Genomic DNA, 20,432 nt, shown 5'->3' with positions numbered 1-20,432 from the left:
GAAGACAAGTTAAGGTATAGATTCATCTGTCTTTATATATCCATCATATTTTTGACCAGAACTAGAGATGGCATTCTCTGTCCTAGCTGCTGGATCAGCACCCGCAATCAATCAGCATACAAGGGAGAAAATGCAATGAAGTGGAAAACCATGGCTGCCGTCGGCGGCCTTTATTTAGGTATGTTGGCGGGGGCGGCGCAGGCTGTCACAGTTGAGCAGGTGAAAACCTTTACGCTGCCAAATGGCATGAAATTCCTGGTGCTGGAGAACAGCACGATACCCAATGCGAATATGTACACCTTCTGGAAAGTCGGTTCGCGCAATGAAGTGCCAGGTATCACCGGTCTCTCGCATTTCTTTGAACACATGATGTTCAATGGCTCAAAAAAATTCGGCCCCAAGCAATTTGACCGCACCATGGAAGCCAACGGCGGCGCGAATAATGCTTATACCAGCAATGACCTGACGGTGTACCAGGACTGGTTCCCGGCCACTGCCCTGCCTACCATTTTTGATTTGGAAAGCGACCGTATTGCCAATCTCAGTATAGACCCAAAAATGGTAGAGAGCGAGCGTGGCGTGGTCTTGTCAGAGCGCAGCACTGGCCTGGAGAACTCGAATCTGCGTGCCCTGTGGGGTGAAGTCTATGCCGCTGCATTCCGCGCCCATCCTTATTCGATTCCGACTATCGGCCATGAATCCGACATCAAGGCCTGGACACAAGATGACTTGCAGCGCTATTTCAATGTCTATTATTCACCAAATAATGCGGTGGCTGTCATCGTTGGAGATGTCAAGGCAACAGAAGTGAAACGCCTGGCCGAGCAGTATTTTGCGACTGTGCCGCAACGTGCCCTGCCACCTGTCGTGCGTACGGTAGAGCCAGAGCAAAAAGGCGAGCGCCGTGTATTCGTGCGCAAGGAATCTGCCACCGCAGCAAATCTCATGGTCTCGTACAAGATGCCAGCGACCAGCAACCCTGATTACTATGCCTTGAGCGTCATTGCCAGCATACTCACTGACGGCAAGACTTCGCGTATGTATCAGGCTTTGGTGGATCAGCGCCTGGCAACCCAGGTTGGTGCCGATCATGGCAAGAACTTTGACCCCGGTCTGTTCAATTTCTTTGCGGTTGCTGCCAACAAGGTGCCTGCTGCCAAAGTCGAAGCCGCATTGCTGGCCGAGATAGACAAGCTGGTCAAGGATGGTGTCACTGCAGATGAATTGCAAAAAGTGAAAAACCAGAAGCTCTTGAATTTCTACCGCGCCCAGGAAACCATCAATGGCAAAGCCGCCCAGTTGGGTGAATATGAAATGTTCTTTGGCGATTACAAGAAACTGTTCGATGCACCTGATGCCTATCGCAAACTGACTCCCGCCGATATCCAGAGCGTTGCTGCCAAATACTTTAAAAAATCACAAAGAACAGTCGGCGTACTTGCCGCTGTGGAGGAATAAGAAGATGCGCCGTATAAAAATAATGAATAAAAAGATAATCAGTCTCAGCCTCGCCAGCCTGAGTCTGCTGGCAGCAAGTAGCCAGGCCGCAGAATTCCGCCTGCCTGCCTTTGAAACCACCAAGCTACCTAACGGCCTGACCGTGTATTTGATGGAGCGCCATGACGTGCCCCTGATTGCCGTGCGCGCCGTTGTCAAGGCTGGTGCAGTCAGCGATGCTGGCAATGCAGGACTGTCCAACCTGACCGGTGATGCCTTATTACTAGGTAGTAGCAAGTTTGATAAAAAGACCCTGGACCAGACTTTTGATTTCCGTGGTGGGCGCATAGGCAGTGCCACCTCAACAGAGGCCACTTCCCTGAATGCGGATTTTGCCAGTGCCGATGTAGATGTACTCTTGCCCATTTTTGCTGATGCCATCTTGCACCCTACATTTGAAGCAGAAGAATTTGGCAAGCTGCGTTCACGCACCGTTGATGGTTTGAAGCAAGCCAAAGAAAGCCCACGCAATGTCGTGCAAACCTACTACCGCAGCATGTTGTTCGGTAATGGCGCTTATGCCAATCCCGTCACCGGCACGGTCAACAGCGTGACAGCGCTGCAGGTTCAGGATGCCAAAAAATTCCATGCAAATTATTACAGGCCAGAAAATGCCGCCCTGGTAATCGTCGGTGATTTCAAGCCCAGCGTCATGCGCGCCCAGTTGGCCAGCTTGTTCGGTGCATGGAAAGCCACTACTGCCGTACCTGCAACTGCCGCCAACGGCAAGGTAGAGGCAGACAAGGCCCGCGTCTGGCTGGTCAACAAGTCAGACGCGGTCGAAACCACCTTCCTGTTCGGTGGCAAAGGCATTGCGCGCAATGATCCTGACTATGTACCGCTGCAAGTCATCAATACCATACTTGGCGGGCGTTTTACTTCCTGGCTCAATGATGAATTGCGTGTCAACTCTGGTCTGACTTATGGTGCCAACAGCAGTTTCAGCCCTCTTGCTGAAACGGGCAGCTTTGCTGTTTCCAGTTTTACTGCCACGCCCAAGACAGAAGCAGCGCTGGCATTGGCTGCCAAGACTTATCAGCGTCTGTGGGACAAGGGCATCGATGCTGCCACACTGGAATCGGCCAAGGCCTATGTCAAAGGACAATTCCCGCCACGTTTTGAAACCAACCAGCAACTCGCAGGTTTATTGGGTGACATGTTTGTTGCCAAAGTAGGGCGTGAGCAAATTGATCATTTCATGCGCGATGTTGATGGCCTTAATGTGGAGAAAGCCAAACAACTGGTGGATAAGCATTTCCCACGCGATAAACTGCAAATGGTCTTGATAGGCAAGGCAGAAAGCATACGTGGCATTGCTGCCAATTATGGTGAAGTCACTGAGCTGGATATTACCGCCAACGGATTTGCACCCGGCGCAAAATAAGCGATTACACATAGCAGCCTGTATTGCGCTTACAATGTAATAAAAAACGCCGCCCCAACATGGGGCGGTAGTCTTTTATAGGGTATAAAAAATTATCAAAATAGCCCTGAAATTATTGTCAAGCTGTACATCAGGATGCTCTGTTAATGATACGTATCAAACCTTTGTTCTTCGTCGCTGCACTCGCTCTGTCAGCGTCGGCAAGTTACCAGATCCAGGCTGGCAATGTAGCAGAATCCGGCTACCAGTTGCCACCGGCAGAATTACAGGCTGTCGTCGATGCCCCCAGAGGCCCGCTGTTCCGCCTGGGGCCACAACGCAAGACAGCATTGCTGCTGACCCTGCCTGGCCTGCCCGGTATTGCCGATGTCTCCCAGCCAGAATTGCGCCTCGCGGGTTTGCGCATCAATCCACGCACCCGCGCTGCCAGCCATTTTGATTTTGGCAATGGCATGAGTTTGCTGGATGTCGCCACTGGCAAAGCGCGTGAAGTCAAAGGTTTGCCAGCCAGACTCAAGATCGCAGAGACCGCCTGGTCACCCGATGAACAATGGTTGGCCTTCAGCCTGTGGGTAGAAGGTGGCGTCGAACTATGGTTGCTGGATATCAAAAAAGGCACGGCCCGTCGCCTGATGGCCGATAAACTCAATGCCGTAACCGGTCCCGGTTTTTCCTGGATAGAAGGCTCAGAGAAAATACTGGTCAGGCTGACGCCCCAGCATCAAAAGGAATTGCCACCATTGCCTGCGGTACCGGCAGGCCCCAATATGCAAGAGACCAAGGGTGGCAAGGCGCTGCAAAACCGCATTTATCCCGACATGCTGAGGACAGCGCGGGATAGCGATACCCTGGACTGGTATTTGCAGACCCAGCTCGGTATCGTCAACCTGAACGGCGAGGTGCGCCGCATCACCCGCCCCATGACCCTGATCAGATCCCTCGCTTCACCAGATGGCAAGCTGATCCTGACGACACAATTGCGCCGCCCGTATTCCACCATGTTGCCAGTCGACCGCTTTGGCCAGTTGATAGAACTCTGGGATATCCAGGGCAAGAAGGTCAAGACCGTGGCTGAGCGCCCGCTGCGTGAACGCATCCCTACGGGCAATGATGCAGTACAAGCCGGCCCGCGTGACTTTGGCTGGCGCTCCGACAAACCAGCCACTCTGTACTGGCTGGAAGCACAGGCTGGTGGCGACCCTGAAGTGAATAGCAAAATCCATGATGCGCTGTTCCAGCAGGCCGCTCCGTTTGATACTCCTGCGCAAAAAATCATGGACCTGGGCTGGCGTTTTGGCAATGTGCAGTGGGGTAATGATTACCTTGCTGTGGTCACCGAGAACTGGCTAAAAACCCGTGATACCCGTACCTGGCGCATACAGCCTGGTGTGCCAGACAGCAAGCCAGAACTCATGTTTGCCCGCAAGTCAGAAGACCAATACAGCAACCCCGGCACTCCGGTCATGACCCAGAACGCCCAGGGCCGCCTGGTCTTGCGCATCAGCCCAGATGGCAAGGCCATCTTCTTTACCGGCACCGGTGCCAGTGCCGAGGGTGACCGCCCCTTTCTTGATAAATTCGACCTGACCAATAAACAGATCACCCGCCTGTGGCGCTCACAAGCGCCATACTATGAAGAAATACAGGCGCTGCTCAATGACAAGGGCAACAGCTTTATCACCAGCCGTGAGTCAGTCGAAGAAAGACCCAACTTCTATTTCTATGATTTGCAGGCCAGTGCGGCACCGCGCGCCCTGACGCAATTCCCGCACCCCATGCCGCAGTTCAAGGGCATCAAGAAACAACAAATCCGGTATGAACGTGAAGATGGTGTTGACTTGACCGCTACCCTGTACCTGCCACCCGGCTATGACCCCAAGCGTGATGGCCCGCGTCCCTTGCTGATGTGGGCGTACCCGCGTGAATTCAAATCTGCGGAAGCCGCAGGGCAGGTCATAGGTTCGCAATACAAGTTCAACCGTATTTCTTATAACGGCCCCCTGCCCATGCTGGCCCGTGGCTATGTCGTGCTGGATGGCCCTACCATGCCCATCATCGGCGAAGGCAAGAAAGAACCAAACGACACCTATCTCGAACAACTGAAGATGGATGCCGAAGCAGCCGTCGATGAAGTCGTGCGCCTCGGTGTCGCAGACCGTAACCGTATCGCCATCGGTGGCCACAGTTATGGTGCTTTCATGACTGCGAACTTGCTGGCGCATACCCGTCTCTTCCGCGCCGGGATCGCCCGTTCCGGTGCCTATAACCGCAGCCTGACGCCTTTTGGCTTCCAGTCTGAAGACCGGAATTACTGGAAAGCCAATAAGGTCTACCAGGAAATGTCGCCCTTCAATTTTGCCAACCAGTTCAAGGATCCCATCCTGTTCATCCATGGTGAGCAAGACAATAATTCCGGCACTTTCCCCATGCAGAGCGAACGCATGTACCAGGCCATACAAGGCCTCGGTGGGGCCACCAGACTGTCCATGTTGCCGAATGAAAGCCATAGCTACCGCGCCCGCGAATCCATCCTGCACATGCTGTGGGAGCAAGACCGCTGGTTGGAGATGTATGTAAAGAATGCCAAGCCCGATAGCACGAGAGAGTAAGACGGCAAAAAAATAATGTGAAAAGCGGCAGATGCGACAGATATGCCGCTTTTTTACATGAACTTAAAGTTTTGCATTAATATGCAAATTGAATCTTTTTCTACATCTAGCCATGCTAAAAGCCGTCATCCTGGATGCGAATGCTGTTGCCCGCAATTTGTTGTCTTCCGTTCTGCTGAATGGGGGGCACGATGTGGTGGGGGATGCCAATCTGACGCCAGCCAGCCTGGCTCGCGTGATCAAGCTCAAGCCCCAGATCGTCTGTGTTGACATAGGCGAAACCGATGAAGAAGGCCTGGCCTTGCTCGACAAGATCAGGGCAGACTTGCCCAAGGCATTGTTATTCCTGGTGTCATCAAAAATCGATGCGACCGTATTGCAGACAGCCCAGGAGCGCGGTGTCCATGGCTTCATCGTCAAGCCTTTCAATTCTGTCGCCGTGCTGACTTCCATACGCAATACCATCATACGCATTGCCAAACAGCAAAGAGCAGGTACGGCTGAAGCGACCCCAGAAGCTGGTGGCGAAACTGCGGCGGAATAATTCATCGCTGCAAAATCGCGTTTCATCGACTAGCAGACAGTTTTATCACATTCTTCCTTTCTTTTTACGATTTTCCTTAGACTAGCCACAACTAAATAAGGAATCGCCATGTCAGCCACTAATCCTCTACGCACAAGCATGCATACTTCAGAACAGTTACTGCCATCCGAAGTCACCGCAAGAAGTGAAACCTGGCTGACCCGTGCCCGTAACTACCCCGTGTTTTCACGTACCTGGTTCCGTTACCGGGCGCAGGCATGGATAGGTATGTTCATCATCGTCGATTTGCTGGTCATCGCAACTGGGCTGGTGGCAGATACAGATCTGCGCAAGCTGGCGGTGGCTTTTGTTCCCCTCACCATAGGCGGTACGGCCCTGCACCTGATCGGCCCTGCAATGGCAGTATGGGTAAGAAACCACGCTTACGCCAGCAAGAAAGAAGCAATATCGCTGACCTTGGCATTGCTGGTTGGTGCAGGTATCAGTTATGGCATCATTCTGGGCACCACTTATGTCACCAAATACCTGGCTTATGGTGACGATGAAATGCAGTTCGCGGTAGGCGGCAGCATTACTGCTACCAGCGTGCAATCACCATCAACTGCCAAACCAACTGTCGGGGCGACTGTCCGCCCGGTCGAAGAAAGTGACAAGGAAAAGAGCGTCAGCAAGATTGAGCAGGCACCTGCCTTGAAAATGCTGGTACAGGGATTTTCCTTCGTGATGGGGTTTGGCCTCGTCATCTATATTGCAGGCGCGATTGATCTCTGGTATTTCTTTCGCCAGAAAAAACGCTTGCTGGAAGTCATGCGCCAGCGTGAACTGAGCCTGGCACAAGAAGCCCGTCGAGAAGCTGAATTGCGTTTGTCAGTACTGGCCGCCCAGGTAGAACCGCATTTCCTGTTCAATACCCTGGCGGGTGTGCGTTCTGCAATCCTCACGGAACCTGAAAGAGCCACTGCCATTGTTGATCACCTGGTTGATTACCTGCGCGCCACCATACCGCAAATGCGTAACGATGGCAGCTCTGCCCAGGCCAGGCTCAAGCAACAACTGGAAGCTGCCAGCGCTTACCTGGGTTTGATGCAGGCACGCATACCGCGCCTGAGCTATAGCGTTGATAGTGAAGTGACAGATGCCGCATTGCCACCACTGATGCTGATTTCGCTGGTAGAGAATGCCGTCAAACATGGCGTGGAACCCAAGATAGGTGCAGTGCATATTGCAGTCCACGCGAAGAAGATCAATCGTGATGGCGAAGACATGCTGGAACTGACCGTTGCCGACAATGGCGTTGGCTTTGCAGGCAGCAGTTCGGGCACAGGCATAGGCTTGGCAAATATCCATGAAAGGCTGGAATCCACGTATGGAGTACGCGCCAGCCTGGTATTGAAAGCAAGAGCAGAAGGCGGAGTTGCCGCGACCATATTGCTACCTCTGGAAGCGTGATAAAAATGAAGAAAGTAAAGACATGACCACAGCCATCATCGCCGATGACGAAGATTTACCGCGTAGAGAATTACGCCGCATGCTCAATAAAGTCTGGCCAGAACTGGAGATACTGGCTGAATGTGAGCACGGTGCCGAAGCGCTGGAAGCCATACACCAGGAAGAACCAGACATCGCTTTTCTGGACATACGCATGCCAGGCATGACCGGTCTCGATGTGGCCCATGCCGTAAAAGGGCGCTGCCATGCCGTCTTCACCACTGCTTACGACAGCCACGCACTGGATGCCTTTGCCGCCGGTGCCGTTGATTATCTGCTCAAACCTGTCTCTGAAATCAGGTTGCAGGAAGCCGTCACCAGATTGAAAGAGCGCATCGCCAGCAAACAACCAGTGACCGACGTCAGCCAGCTCATGTCCGAACTCGACAAACGCCTGAAAAATACGACCGCAGAACGCATACGCTGGATCAGCGCCAGTGTCGGCGATACTATCAAGATGTTCCCGGTAGAAAAAATCCTCTTCTTCAGTTCTGACGAAAAATATACACGCGTGGTCTGCGCCGATGATGAAGCCCATGTACGCAAGCCATTGAAAGAAATCATGGATGGCCTGGACCCAGACATCTTTTGGCAAGTGCATCGAGGTACCGTCGTCCGCGCAGATGCGATTACCCGTGCACACAGGGATGAATTGGGTAAATACACAGTTGAGCTGCGGGGCTTGCAAGAAAAACTGAAGGTGAGTCAGGCATATGCCTGGCGCTTCAAACCCATGTAAGTGCGGGGCGGCTCTTAAAAAGCGAACCTGGTGTTGTTGCGTTGCCTTGCCGCACTAAAGCACTGTCTGTGGCGCCGCGCCTAGCCGGGGGCGCCTAGCCGGGGGCGCCTAGCCAGCTTCACTTTGTAAGAGCCTTCTGATTTATAAAAAACTACAATCAAAAAACGAAGGCTTGATATTTTTTGTCATCTCGCATTAAGATGATGCTGACGTTAAAAAAACAGCGTCATTTTTTAATAATAAGATTTGAATCTATCCAGACTATCCTTTGCAGTTTCTGCTTCTGTATACCCACAAGGATACCTTTGTGCGGCCGGTAGTCCAAATAATAAAAACAACAGGAATGTATACCATGTTACAAAAACCTACACTGATAGATATCGGTGCGAACCTCAGCAACCATCGCTTTCACAATGACCTTGATGCCGTAATTTCACGCGCAAAGCAGGCAGGTGTTGAACACATTATTGTCACCGGCACGTCTGAGCGTGCCAGCCATGATGCGCATGCGCTGACACAAACTTATCCTGGCTATTTAAGCAGCACCGCAGGCGTGCATCCGCATGAAGCGAAGAACTGGAATGCGCAGTGTGCAAAATCCATAGAAAAACTTGCGGCCAGTGACACTGTGGTGGCGGTTGGTGAATGCGGTCTCGACTATAACCGTATGTTCTCGACTGAAGTACAACAACGCGCCTGCTTTGAAGCGCAATTGCAATTGGCCGTACATTTGCAAAAACCGGTGTTCCTGCATGAACGTGATGCGCATGAGGATTTCTTTGCCCTGTTGAGGCAATACCGGCCACAACTCAAAGGCGCAGTGGTGCACTGCTTTACTGCCAATGCTGAAGAATTGCGGGCCTATCTTGACCTCGATTGCCACATCGGTATTACCGGCTGGATCTGTGATGAAAGACGTGGCGATGATTTGCGCAAGGCAGTCAAATTTTTGCCCAAAGACAAACTCATGATAGAAACAGACGCGCCGTTTTTATTGCCGCGCAATCTGCCAGTACGCCCGCAAGATAACCGCAATGAGCCCATGCACTTGCCAGTTGTGCTGGAAGCAGTCGCTACTATTTTGCGGATATCGCCCGTGACACTGGCACAGCAAATTCGAAAAAATACTGTGCAGTTTTTTGGCTTGCCCTTGGCTGGCTAATACCCGCGCTCATACTGTTTGATCAGTGCTTTCAATGACATCGGCAGCTATCGGTGTTGCCACTGCCGCTGGTTTTTGCAAGCCGCGCGACCAGCGTAACAGGCCCACTGCATAACTGATGTAATAAGCGGCTAGCATACCAAACAGGAACAGAGTCAGCGGGCTGCTGGAAAAATCACCAGGTGGCGCAGCGAAGGATTGCGTAGTGAAATAAATGCTGCCCATACGCCAGGCGATGCGGCTTATCATCAACAATGACAGTGCTATGCCCAGGTGGGCATTAGGCGTATAGAATTTCCCGGCAGGGCTGTTATCAAACTTGGTCAGGCGCAAACCATACATGCCCAGGCCACTGCCAACGATCAAGCCTGCCAGCATGAATAGCAGATTACCCTCATGTTTCATGGCACCCAAAGCCACCAGCGCTATCAGGACAGGGAAAATACCTACTGTCATCATGGCACGTACGCCAGAGTATTTCTGCCTGCCCACCATGCGCCGTATGCGCGAAATGACACGCCAGACGATGAAGGCACCAACAGCGGCACCGATCATCAGGGAAGTGGGGTTTGCAGTTGCCATGAAAAACTTTCCATATAGCCTGTAGAGAGGTTTTCAAAGTTTATCATGTGCAAAATTTGCGTTAGTACCGGAATGTATCAGGTATGCGCGTTACCAAAACAGTGTCAAACCCGCAGCGGTAATTTGCCATGTCCGAAAGCTGCCAGCAGCTTTTCTCGTAGTTTGTTAAGCTGCACCCCTGATTTTGATTGGAGTGCATATGCGCGGTGCTGATTTATTACGTTTGATTTCCCTGGCAGCGATATGGGGTGCATCCTTCCTGTTCATGCGGGTACTCGCACCCGTGGTTGGGGTATTGTGGAGTGCTGAGGTCAGGGTGGGGTTGGCAGGCATCGCTTTGTTGACCATGATGTATGTGACTAATCGGGCGATGAACTTCCGTACAAATTGGAAATCCTTCTTAATTCTGGGCACGATTAATTCAGCCCTGCCGTTTGCCCTGTATTCCTATGCAGCACTGAGCATACCCGCCGGTTACTCGGCTATCGTGAATGCGACCAGTCCACTCTGGGGTGCAGTGATGGGTGCGGCATTCCTTGGTGAGCGGCTGACCTTGCGCAAGATGGCGGGCATGGCGATAGGCGTGCTTGGTGTTGCCTTCCTGGTGCGTCTGGGACCGGTGGAATTCAACAGCAAGCTGGTGCTCGCAGTGCTGGCCTGCGTGGGTGCAACCTTGTGTTATGCGATAGTCGGTATTTATACCAAGAAAAAACTCACAGGCATCACCCCCATGCAAATGGCAACAGGATCACAAGTAGGTGCCGCATTGGTATTGATGCCTTTCCTGCCGCTGGCACCAGTACAGGGTGAAATCACCGCAACTATTGCGATGGTGGCCGTGGCACTTGCTTTGTTATGCAGTGCGGTGGCTTACCTGATTTACTTCCGCCTGATGGCAGACCTGGGGCCAACCAAGGCTTTGACGGTGACTTTTCTTATCCCGCTGTTTGCCTTGCTGTGGGGCTATCTGTTCCTCAATGAACATATCACCATGAATACCGTCATAGGCTGCGCAGGTGTGGTAGTGGCGACCTGGCTGGTGGTGTTCCAGCCAACTCAAAAACCAGCTTAAAGATTGACCTTAAAAAATGCCGCTGACTCTATACGGGTCAGCGGCATTTCTTTTATTCATCCAATGCTGGCAAAACTTTGACATGCAAGGCACTTGGTTGCTGGCTACCGAAATACACCTTATGCGTGGCCTTGATGAAATCACTGTCCTTGGCTTCATAGATGTTAGACACAAAGGATTGTGGGTTACGGTCTATGAAGGGGAACCAGCTGGACTGTACCTGTACCATGATGCGGTGGCCGCGCTGGAAGGTGTGGAAGACATCATTGATGGCAAATTTCACCTTGGTCATCTGATTCGGCACCATGGGCTTGGCAGTTTCAAACCCATCGCGGAAACGGGCACGGAAAGGTTCGCCGCGTACCAGGGTTTGCTGGTTGCCACGGTTTATTTGCGCATCAATTTCCAGATTGGCGGGATTGACATCAATGAGCTTGACGACAAAGTCAGCATCGCTGCCGGTAACGCTGACAAACAAGTCTGCACTCAGCGGGCCAGCCAGTGTCACATCTTTTTCCAACACTTCACTTTGCCAGCTCAGCACATCCGGGCGGCTGGTGGCAAAGCGCTGGTCAGCGGCTATGTATTGTTTGCTCCAGCGCGTTTCTATCTCGGTCGTGTAGGGCACTGGTTTGGCCGGGTCGCTGATGTATTCTGCAAACTGCGCATCCTGATTTACCGGTGCGCTAAAGCTTAGCTTGCCGTTGGCCTGGAAGTATAGGGCTTTGTCCTTGCTCTCTTTCGGTGGCCAACTGTCAAAACCGCGCCAGCGGTTGGCGCCGGTTTCAAACATCCAGGCTTCGGCCAGCGTTGGCTTGTCGCCGTTTTTCAGATAATGTTTGAAGAAGGCGAACTCCACAGGCTGATAAGTCTGCACCGTCTTGTAGCCAAAGTTGGCATCGCCTACTTTGTCACCATCAGTACGGAACCAGCCGCCATGCGTCCATGGACCGATGACCAGGGTATTTTGTATGCCGGGGTTTTGTTTTTCTATGGCCTTATAAGTATTGAGCGGGCCATATAAATCTTCTGTGTCATACCAGCCGCCCACGGTCAGGACAGCAGCCTTGATGTTTTTCAGATGCGGCAGGATATTGCGGCTTTGCCAGAAGTTGTCGTAATTCGGATGCGCCGTGATATCGTTCCAGAAAGGGATGCCGTTCTTGAAATAACGGGCATTCGCATTCGCCACCGAACCCAGGTCCAGGAAGAACTGGTAACCATCTGGTGTGCCAAAATTAAAATTCTTCCAGCCTGCACCTGTGGTGGGTTGTGGACGTGGCTGACCAAAACTGTGGAAGAAGCCAAAGGCCATTTGCAGATTGAAAGCACCATTCCTGTGCATGTCGTCACCACGGAACCAGTCAGCAATTGGTGCCTGCGGTGACACTGCTTTTAATGCCGGGTGGCTGTCGATGGCACCAGCCGAAGTATAAAAGCCGGGGTAAGAATTACCCCACTGGCCAACCTTGCCGTTATTGTGTGGCAGGTGCTTGATCATCCATTCTATGCTGTCATAGGTATCGCTGCTTTCATCAACATCGGTCTTGGATTTTTTCTCGTCTATATGCGGGCGCATGTTGACGAATTCGCCTTCCGACATATAGGTGCCACGCACATCCTGGTAGACAAAGATAAAGCCATCTTTTTCATACTCGGCAGTTGGCCCCAGCATGGTTTTATATTGATCGCTGCCATAAGGCCCGACAGAATAAGGCGTGCGGCTCATCAGGATGGGGTAGCGCTTGCTGGCGCTGGCATCATTCGGTACATACACAGTAGTGAACAAGAGCTTGCCATCACGCATGGGGATGCGGTATTCAAACTTGGCATAGTTTTTACGGATGTACTCGGCACGCAACCTGGCAGCATCAGCCTTGTCGTCGACAGCAACGCTATTGCCCGTGCTGACAATATTGCTGCTCAGGGCCAGCGTTGGCGTGGCGATGCTGGTCAATATTGCGCCCAGCATGATGGATAGCGCAGGCAGGGCCTGTCGCAACTGTGGTGTTCTCATGATGTTCCCCGAATATTTTTTTGTGTGCTTAGGGCCAGCCAAGCTCAGACAGATACATCAGCTTGGTGCCTGCTGGCACTACTTGGTCTGCAAATATCTCAACAAGTTCCCTTAATCTTCAGTATTCGGGTCGTAATCAGGCAAAGGAGGCTCAATTTCCACGATGCTGTCTGCGCCCTTGCTGCGGGCTGTCTGCAGGGCGCTATTGACGCGCTTGAGCATGCTGTCGGCACTGTCCTTGTGGGCATTCGTTGTCAGGCCAGTGGCAAAAGTCACTTTCAGGCCGGGTGAGATGGACTCCCAATCGACTTCAGCGATGCGCAACTTCAGGCGGGCGATGGCCTTGAGACTGGCTTCCAGCCAGGTAGTGGGCATGACGATCGCAAATTCATTGGCGGCGACACGGCCAAATGAATCCAGTGTGCGCAGCATGGTCAGGGCTTCTTTGGCGACTTGCTGCAAGACTTGGCGTGCCGCGGCCTGGCCATGTTGCTCGAGTATCTGTTCCAGATTATCAATAGCGATGGCCGCCAGAGTAAATGTGTGACCAGTACGGAAGGAGCGCGCCAGTTCACCATCCAGCTTGACCATCAGGGCACGGCGGTTCAGGGCACCGGTCAGATGATCGGTCCTGGTCATGCTGTCGAGCTGAGTCAACACGGTTTCCAGCGTCGGCAAGAGGTTTTCCTGCTGGCCTTCGTTTTTGATTTGCTTGATCAACTGATCAATTTGTTGCCTTGCCTCTAACAAGGGCTGATTAAAATCTGGTGGCATGTACTCTCCGGCTATGCACTATGTCTGCGTCCAGCGAATGGCACCAGGCGCTACAATGGCACTTTACCATTGCCAGCCGCATTTCTGCCACGATGTTATTCATGAACCAGACTTCCCCTTGTCAACAAGTTATCAGCCAGCTTTTTCCTGGCATGGATTTGTGGATGAAACGCGACGACATGCTGCACCCTCAGGTATCCGGCAACAAGTTTCGTAAATTGAAATATCCGCTGCTAGTGTTACAGGGGCAGGCCACTCATGTGGTTTCCATGGGTGGCATCTGGTCCAACCATATCCATGCACTGGCTCATGCGTCAAAGATTCTCGGCTTGCCAGCTACTGCGCTGATACGTGGCGCAGAGAGTATGCACAGCGCCATGCTGGAGGATGTCAGGAATTTGGGCATGCGGACACAGTTCGTGAATCGTGGGGCTTACCGTGAATTAAGGGACGACGATTCTGCCTGGCGCAAACATGTAGATCCAGGTGCCGCAGAAGTGCTTTGGTTGCCTGAAGGCGGGAGTACACCCCTGGCTTTACGCGGTGTAGCGGAGCTAATCGCTGAATTACCCTTTATCCCCGATTACCTGATGGTTGCCTGCGGTACCGGGGCAACGCTGGCAGGTTTGCTGGCCGGTTTGGCTGGGCGTTCAAAGGTGATCGCTATTGCCGCTATCAGCAAGGGCGACTACTTGCGCACAGAAATCAGCCGTTTGCTGATGCAGGCAGGATATCCCGACTACCAGAATTATGAATTATTAACTGAATATCATCACGGTGGTTATGGCAAGACAAACCCTGCGCTGGCTGGCTTTTGTCATGAATTCCAACTTGAGACTGGTATTGCGCTGGAACCGGTATATACAGGCAAAATGATGTTTGCTTTGCGCGAGTTGTGGCATCATGGATATCTCGCAAAAAATGCCAGTGTAGTTGCTGTTCATACCGGCGGTTTGCAGGGAGCGCGTGGGTTTGTGCCCATGTAGTCATGTGATGTGGCCGTACTCATCGGGCTGGATACCAATATGAAAAGACAGCGCGCAAGTTGTAGCACCGCTTCCAGTGGATTGGCTGGCCTGGTCTTGTGCTGCATCTGTACTTCAGCGACCCTGTCAGCCGAACCACAGCTATTACAGCAGCCACTGCCGCAATTGCCACAACTGCGCGTGGCAGTCTATGAAAACCTCGATTACCCCCTCAATATTTTTGACAAGAATCACCAACTGGTTGGCGGCTTGCAAAAAGACTTTACTGACCAGTTGGCAAAAAAACTTTCTACACAGCCCAGCTATGTTCCCTACTCACGCAGGCGCATAGAGAGCGTAGTAATACAGGGCGATGCCGACATCATGTGCTATTCCAGCCCAGGCTGGTTTGATTTGCCCAAGGAAGTCAGCTGGACGGTAGCCACCTTTCCGCAGGTAGAAAGAGTGGTCGTCATGGCAGACAAGGCCAGCCTGGAAATGCTGCCACAGCAACTCGAAGGCAAAAAGCTTGTCTTGCAACTTGGCTACCATTATCCGCAAATCGCCAGCCAGCTGACAGAAGGCAAAATCAAGCGGGTTGATCTGACTGATGTACCCGGCATGTTTCGCCTGCTGGCCCTTGGTGGTGCCGATGCCTTCGTCAGTTCAGATGGTGAGATAGAGGGTTATTTTAAAAACTTCCCGGAAAAACGCAGTCTCTATAAAGTATCCAAAACCCCCTTCTCAGTGGTGCAGACACAATGTGCCCTGTCGCATAAATCACCGTGGAAGCTGGACCATATCAATAGTGCAATACAGTTTTTGCAAGAAACTGGCGAGATGGACAGGATCATGCGCAAATATGGTTTGTCCATGCGTTAGACAGCGCTGTTAACTGCTATCCTGCTGGCTTTATTCTTTCCCTTTCCTGAGATGAAATCTTCCCTGACTGCTGTGCTGACGGCACTGCTCTGCGGCTTTAGCCTGCCTGCAATGGCGGCGGCTGATCCGAACAAGGTCTTGCATCTGTCCTTTGAAGCTGCCGATGATGGCTTTGATGCCATGCGCACCAATAGCGCCTATTCCAACTGGGTCTCGGATGCGATTTTTGAAGGCCTGGTCACTTACGATTACCTGGCCCGTCCAGCGAAACTGGTGCCGAATACCATAGAAGCCATGCCCGTCATCAGTGATGATGGCAGGACCATGACCTTCCGTCTGAAAAAGGGAATTTATTTTTCCCCTGACCCGGCATTCAAGGGGCAGCGTCGCGAATTGCAGTCCAGTGATTACGCCTACACCTTCAAACGCCTGGTCGATCCGAACAACCGTTCTGTGCAGGCCAGCATATTGGAAGGCAAGATCGTCGGTCTCGATGAACTGATTGCTGCCGCCAAAAAAACCGGCAAGTTTGACTACGACAAAGCAATTGCCGGACTGGAAACACCAGACCCCTATACCCTTATCCTGCGCATGAAGGCACAACACCCCGGCCTGATTTACTATCTCGCCAAACCCCTGGGTGGCGCGGTAGCGCGTGAAGTGGTTGAGCACTATGGCGAAGCAGTCAACCAGCACCCGGTAGGCACCGGTGCCTATATGCTCAAGCAATATGTACCACGCAGTAAAATCATTCTCGAAGCCAATCCTGAATACCGTGGTTTTGTCTGGGACTTTCAAGGCACAGGCACGGACTGGGACAAGCAGATCATCAAGGACATGAAGGGTAAGCAAATGCCCCAGGTTGGGCGGGTCGAGATTGCCATCATAGAAGAAGAACAGTCACGCTGGCTGGCCTTTGATTCCGGCCAGTTGGATTTTGAAATGCTGGTACCAGCAGCTTCCGTCAAATTGCTGGATCAGGGCAAGCTCAAGCCAGAATTTGCAGCCAAGGGTTTACGACTGTACCGCACCGTTGACCCTGGTGTTACCCGTACCTTTTTCAATTTCCAGGACCCAACAGTTGGCGGTTACAGCAAGGATAAAATTGCCCTGCGCCGCGCGATTGCCCTGTCCTTTAATCATCAGGAAGAGATAGACCAGGTTTGGTTCGGGCAAGCTATCAAGGCCCAGTCCATGGTACCGCCAGATGTGGCAGGACATGATGCCAGCTACCGCAACAGCAATGCCTACGACCCCAAACTCGCCAACAAGCTGCTGGACAAGTTTGGCTACAAACGCGGTGAAGATGGTTTCCGTACCATGCCAGATGGTTCACCACTGAAACTGCGCATCCATTCTGCCCCCAAGACCAAGGACTATGCCCGCATGGAAGTCTGGAAGCGTTCTCTCGACAAGATAGGCATACGGGCGGAATTTCCGGTTGCTGGTTTTGCTGACAACCTGAAGTCGGCTTACCAGTGCAAGCTGATGATGTTTGGCATGGGCTATATCGCCGACATCCCGGATGGCATGGATTTCATGGAACTGTATTACGGCAAGAACGCTTACCGCGGCAATCATGGCTGCTACAAGTCTGAGGCTTTCGATTCAGTCTATGACAAGGCGCGCCTGATGCCCAACGGGCCAGAACGCCTCAAGTTATTCAATACCATGGAAAGAATTCTTGAGGCCGACACCGTGCACAGCATGGAACTCTGGCGTGTACGCAACTGGCTCATACAACCCTGGGTCAAGGGCTATAAAACACATCCCATCTTGCGCGGCGACTGGCGCTTTCTGGATATGGAAAAAAACAAGTAAGCCTGCACCCGCTCATTCAAACACAGGTTTGAAAAAGCTGCGTTCATAACTGACGATGCATTTTGTTTCTTCTGAAAATTTGAACGCAGCCTGGCATTCTGCATCATCCATCATCTGTACGCGGTATTGCTCATACGCCGCCAGACTGGGGAAACTGAACAATGCCAGCGCCACATTATTTGCGCCTTCAGAAGGCAGGAAATAACCGTGGTGCTGGCCGCCAAACTTGTTCACCAAGGGAATCCAGAGTTTGCCGTAATGTTCAAACTCTTTCAGTTTGGCGGGATCGATGATGTAGCGCAGATAGCAGGTAACCATGATGTTGATCTGGAAGTTTAACAGCAGCTATCTTACCTGCATATCAGCGCAGGCATCAAACCTGTATCAGACCGCCATCTGCCACCAGTTCCACGCCATTCACATAGCTGGCGCTCGCTGATGCAAGAAACAAGACGGCGGCAGCGATTTCTTCCGGCCTGGCCATGCGACCTGCCGGTGCGGCATCGACCAGATAGGCAGAGAAGTTAGCGATATCTTCTTCTTTCATGTCCAAACCATTTTCCATGATCGGCGTCCTGGTGACGCCAGGGCTGATGACATTCACGCGTATTTTCTTGTCCTTGAGATCGTTCGCCCAGCTACGTGCAAACGAGCGCACGGCGGCCTTTGAGGCATTGTAGAGACTCAGCTTGGGCATGCCCTTGCTGGCAGCGATAGAGGCATTCAAGACGATAGAAGAAGCTGGCTTCATCAAGGGCAGCAAGCTTTGCACGGTGAAGAACAGGCCTTTGACATTGGTGTCGAAGGTCGTGGCAAATTGAGCCTCTGTCGTACTGCCAAACTGGTTGTGGATGGCGATGCCTGCATTGGCAAACAGTACATCAATCTGCTCACCGCTGGCGGCAATCTTGTCATGCAGGGCTTGCAGGTCACTGGCATTGGCGGCATCTGCAGTTACCGGGATTGCCTTGCTGCCGAGCATTTCACTGGCTTGTTCGAGTTTTGCTGCCGAGCGGCCAGTGATATACACGCGTTTAGCACCTGCGTTGATAAAGGACTGGGCGCTGGCCAGGCCTATGCCTGATGAGCCGCCAGTGATGACGATGACCCGGTCTTTGAATTCGTTTGTAGTTGCTGACATTTCGGTTTTCCTGTAAAGGTGTTGGAAATGGCAGTATGGTGGACAGAGATTGGTGAAACAATCCATGTTTTTCTCATGACATTGATGATTTAATTTCAGTAATTGGAGGCGGCGTTCTGTGTGCCAAGCATCTTATCCCAGAACCTGGCCCGGCTGATTGCGCAATAAACTAGAGATGATTTTATTAACGTCATTCCTGCATGCTTTTGGCTGAAATCAAGTGGTTTTCATATTAAACCGATCGCCCCTCGTAGAACCAGGCTGGGTCTCGGCTCAGCGGCAGAAATTCTTTCTTTGCATCGTCAAAGAAAGAATTCAAAGAAAACCGATCCAGGCATCACCGCTCCCAAAAGAGGGTTCCCGATTTTGCCATACAAAAAAATGGGAAGATCCGAAACTTGCTTCCCTTGCAGGTCGCACAATCGCTTGCAGGCGATTGCCGTTACGCTGGCGAGATGCATGCATCCTACGCGGCGGGCCGCTCGAAACCTCAACTACACCTCAAACATCGGCCTTTCTTTTTCCATTTTCTGTACCGTACAAACGGCGTCGATACATGGGAACAGCGTAGCGTCAAAAGCAACACCAAATCCACAATAATCCCACCGTTAATCCGAGCCCTGGTCAAATTGTTTACATCCCGATGATCAATGATCGACTTCTCATAAGGGCTTAATCCTTCGTCGGACGATACTGCCCAGCCCAACCTGCAAATGCGCCAACGCTGCGTGTCTGTATCCACAATTTACCTTCACCCTTGAAGCGGCAGACGAAGCCTTCACCGGAGAAGAATAAAGACTTGTAACCGCCGACTTTGCTGATGCTGTATTCCAGGCCTTCGGTAAAGGCGACGATGTTGCCGGTGTCGACGACGTAGCCGTCCTTGACGTCGATTTCTATGATGGCACCATAGCTGTTGAGCCACAAATCACCTTCACCTGAGGCGCGGATCAGGAACAGGCTTTCGCCAGAAAAGAAGCCTTTTGTCAAGCCCTGCCATTTGGTTTCTATGTTGATGCCGGGGGTGCTGGCGACAAAGGCGCCGCTTTGCAGGTACAGGGTTTCACCACGCATGTAGCGGTGGATCAGGTCGCCGGGTGTGGCGGGGGCGATGCCGATTTCGCCGGGGCCGTTTTCAGCGGTGAATTCATTAAGGAAGAGGTTTTCACCTGACAGCATGCGTGAGATGCCGCCTTTCATCTTGGTCTTCATGACCAGATTGGTGTCCATGGTGGCCATGGCGCTGACTTCCACTTTCAACATTTGTCCGCGCGGTAGCTGGACCGTGACAAAGCCAAAATCCGGGCTGCCATCGATCTTGAATTTCAGGCCGGCGAAATCGGTTGTTGCAACTGGCTGCGCCGGAGCAAGCGATGTAGTGGTTGTGCTGATAGCAGACGCTTGCCTGGTGACTGCTGGCGATACTGCTTCAACAGCGGCTTGTGTTACAACTACTGGCGTGACTTCAGTTATAGTTTCAGGCGCAGCAACTTCGCTTTTCACCGCAACATCTGCATCACTTTGCAAGCGCACCTTCAGGCCATTTTTTTCTATGGTCAGGCGATATTTTTCTGCAGTCTCGCTATCGAGCCCACGCTTGATGACGCGTGGTGCAGTTTCCAGCAATTGCCTGGCTTGTTCTGCCGGGAGCTTGAACAGTTTTTCCACCGTAGCGCAAGCCTGTTCAAAACTGATGCCTTCAGCCAGTTCACCGGTGAGGACGATATCTATCATCGTGTTATTCATTTCTTTTTG

General features: G+C 52.1%; 17 protein-coding genes. 11 read left to right on the top strand and 6 right to left on the bottom strand.

The annotated features are described in order from the left end of the window. The first annotated feature begins 135 nt into the window (after positions 1-135). The 7 genes from ACO0LG_RS05730 (at position 136) to ACO0LG_RS05700 (ending at position 9,423) form a co-directional block, all read left to right on the top strand. The gene (locus ACO0LG_RS05730) at positions 136-1,458 is read left to right on the top strand and encodes a M16 family metallopeptidase (RefSeq protein ID WP_423024188.1); all 1,323 of its coding nucleotides are present in this window, start codon (positions 136-138) and stop codon (positions 1,456-1,458) included. Between the two features lie 22 nt (positions 1,459-1,480). Then, positions 1,481-2,881 (top strand): M16 family metallopeptidase, encoded by a 1,401-nt coding sequence (locus ACO0LG_RS05725; protein ID WP_423024186.1) that lies wholly within the window; start codon positions 1,481-1,483, stop codon positions 2,879-2,881. Between the two features lie 146 nt (positions 2,882-3,027). Next, positions 3,028-5,490: a prolyl oligopeptidase family serine peptidase gene (locus ACO0LG_RS05720; protein WP_423024184.1), complete on the top strand. Its 2,463-nt coding sequence runs from the start codon at positions 3,028-3,030 to the stop codon at positions 5,488-5,490. Positions 5,491-5,602: 112 nt separating this feature from the next. After that, entirely contained in the window at positions 5,603-6,034 is a 432-nt protein-coding gene (locus ACO0LG_RS05715) for an ANTAR domain-containing response regulator (RefSeq protein WP_423024182.1), read from the top strand. 108 nt (positions 6,035-6,142) lie between these two features. Next, complete coding sequence (locus ACO0LG_RS05710; RefSeq protein WP_423024180.1) at positions 6,143-7,483, top strand: sensor histidine kinase; 1,341 nt, start codon at positions 6,143-6,145, stop codon at positions 7,481-7,483. A gap of 22 nt (positions 7,484-7,505) precedes the next feature. Continuing rightward, entirely contained in the window at positions 7,506-8,261 is a 756-nt protein-coding gene (locus ACO0LG_RS05705) for a LytR/AlgR family response regulator transcription factor (protein ID WP_423024178.1), read from the top strand. 352 nt (positions 8,262-8,613) lie between these two features. Then, the gene (locus tag ACO0LG_RS05700) at positions 8,614-9,423 is read left to right on the top strand and encodes a TatD family hydrolase (protein WP_423024176.1); all 810 of its coding nucleotides are present in this window, start codon (positions 8,614-8,616) and stop codon (positions 9,421-9,423) included. A gap of 9 nt (positions 9,424-9,432) precedes the next feature. On the opposite strand, the gene ACO0LG_RS05695 is transcribed toward ACO0LG_RS05700, so the two are convergent. Beyond that, entirely contained in the window at positions 9,433-10,005 is a 573-nt protein-coding gene (locus ACO0LG_RS05695) for a hypothetical protein (protein WP_423024174.1), read from the bottom strand. A 199-nt stretch (positions 10,006-10,204) separates the two neighbouring features. On the opposite strand from ACO0LG_RS05695, the gene ACO0LG_RS05690 reads away from it, so the two are divergent. Further along, positions 10,205-11,077: a DMT family transporter gene (locus tag ACO0LG_RS05690; RefSeq protein WP_423024172.1), complete on the top strand. Its 873-nt coding sequence runs from the start codon at positions 10,205-10,207 to the stop codon at positions 11,075-11,077. 52 nt (positions 11,078-11,129) lie between these two features. On the opposite strand, the gene ACO0LG_RS05685 is transcribed toward ACO0LG_RS05690, so the two are convergent. Further along, positions 11,130-13,094 (bottom strand): CocE/NonD family hydrolase, encoded by a 1,965-nt coding sequence (locus ACO0LG_RS05685; protein WP_423024170.1) that lies wholly within the window; start codon positions 13,092-13,094, stop codon positions 11,130-11,132. A gap of 111 nt (positions 13,095-13,205) precedes the next feature. Next, positions 13,206-13,868, bottom strand: a complete 663-nt coding sequence (locus tag ACO0LG_RS05680; RefSeq protein WP_423024168.1) for a GGDEF domain-containing protein — start codon at positions 13,866-13,868, stop codon at positions 13,206-13,208. 20 nt (positions 13,869-13,888) lie between these two features. Here ACO0LG_RS05680 and ACO0LG_RS05675 point away from each other — a divergent pair, with 20 nt between their 5' ends. The 3 genes from ACO0LG_RS05675 to ACO0LG_RS05665 are packed head-to-tail and all read left to right on the top strand — an operon-like array spanning position 13,889 to position 17,536. Beyond that, complete coding sequence (locus tag ACO0LG_RS05675) at positions 13,889-14,854, top strand: 1-aminocyclopropane-1-carboxylate deaminase/D-cysteine desulfhydrase (RefSeq protein ID WP_423024166.1); 966 nt, start codon at positions 13,889-13,891, stop codon at positions 14,852-14,854. Between the two features lie 39 nt (positions 14,855-14,893). Further along, positions 14,894-15,715, top strand: a complete 822-nt coding sequence (locus ACO0LG_RS05670; protein ID WP_423024164.1) for a substrate-binding periplasmic protein — start codon at positions 14,894-14,896, stop codon at positions 15,713-15,715. Positions 15,716-15,766: 51 nt separating this feature from the next. After that, a complete protein-coding gene (locus ACO0LG_RS05665; protein WP_423024162.1) occupies positions 15,767-17,536 on the top strand; it encodes an ABC transporter substrate-binding protein in 1,770 nt (589 codons plus the stop codon). A gap of 12 nt (positions 17,537-17,548) precedes the next feature. On the opposite strand, the gene ACO0LG_RS05660 is transcribed toward ACO0LG_RS05665, so the two are convergent. From ACO0LG_RS05660 to ACO0LG_RS05650, 3 genes are all read right to left on the bottom strand, one after another. Next, positions 17,549-17,854: an NIPSNAP family protein gene (locus ACO0LG_RS05660; RefSeq protein WP_423024160.1), complete on the bottom strand. Its 306-nt coding sequence runs from the start codon at positions 17,852-17,854 to the stop codon at positions 17,549-17,551. Between the two features lie 55 nt (positions 17,855-17,909). Further along, the gene (locus tag ACO0LG_RS05655; protein ID WP_423024158.1) at positions 17,910-18,677 is read right to left on the bottom strand and encodes an SDR family NAD(P)-dependent oxidoreductase; all 768 of its coding nucleotides are present in this window, start codon (positions 18,675-18,677) and stop codon (positions 17,910-17,912) included. A 672-nt stretch (positions 18,678-19,349) separates the two neighbouring features. After that, a complete protein-coding gene (locus ACO0LG_RS05650) occupies positions 19,350-20,423 on the bottom strand; it encodes a TIGR00266 family protein (RefSeq protein WP_423024156.1) in 1,074 nt (357 codons plus the stop codon). Between the last annotated feature and the right edge of the window lie 9 nt (positions 20,424-20,432).

Source organism: Undibacterium sp. Ji42W, from assembly GCF_049340405.1.
Classification (GTDB): Bacteria; Pseudomonadota; Gammaproteobacteria; order Burkholderiales; family Burkholderiaceae_D; genus Undibacterium.
Note: the sequence above shows the minus strand (reverse complement) of the source record. Positions and strands in the feature narration are given on the sequence as shown.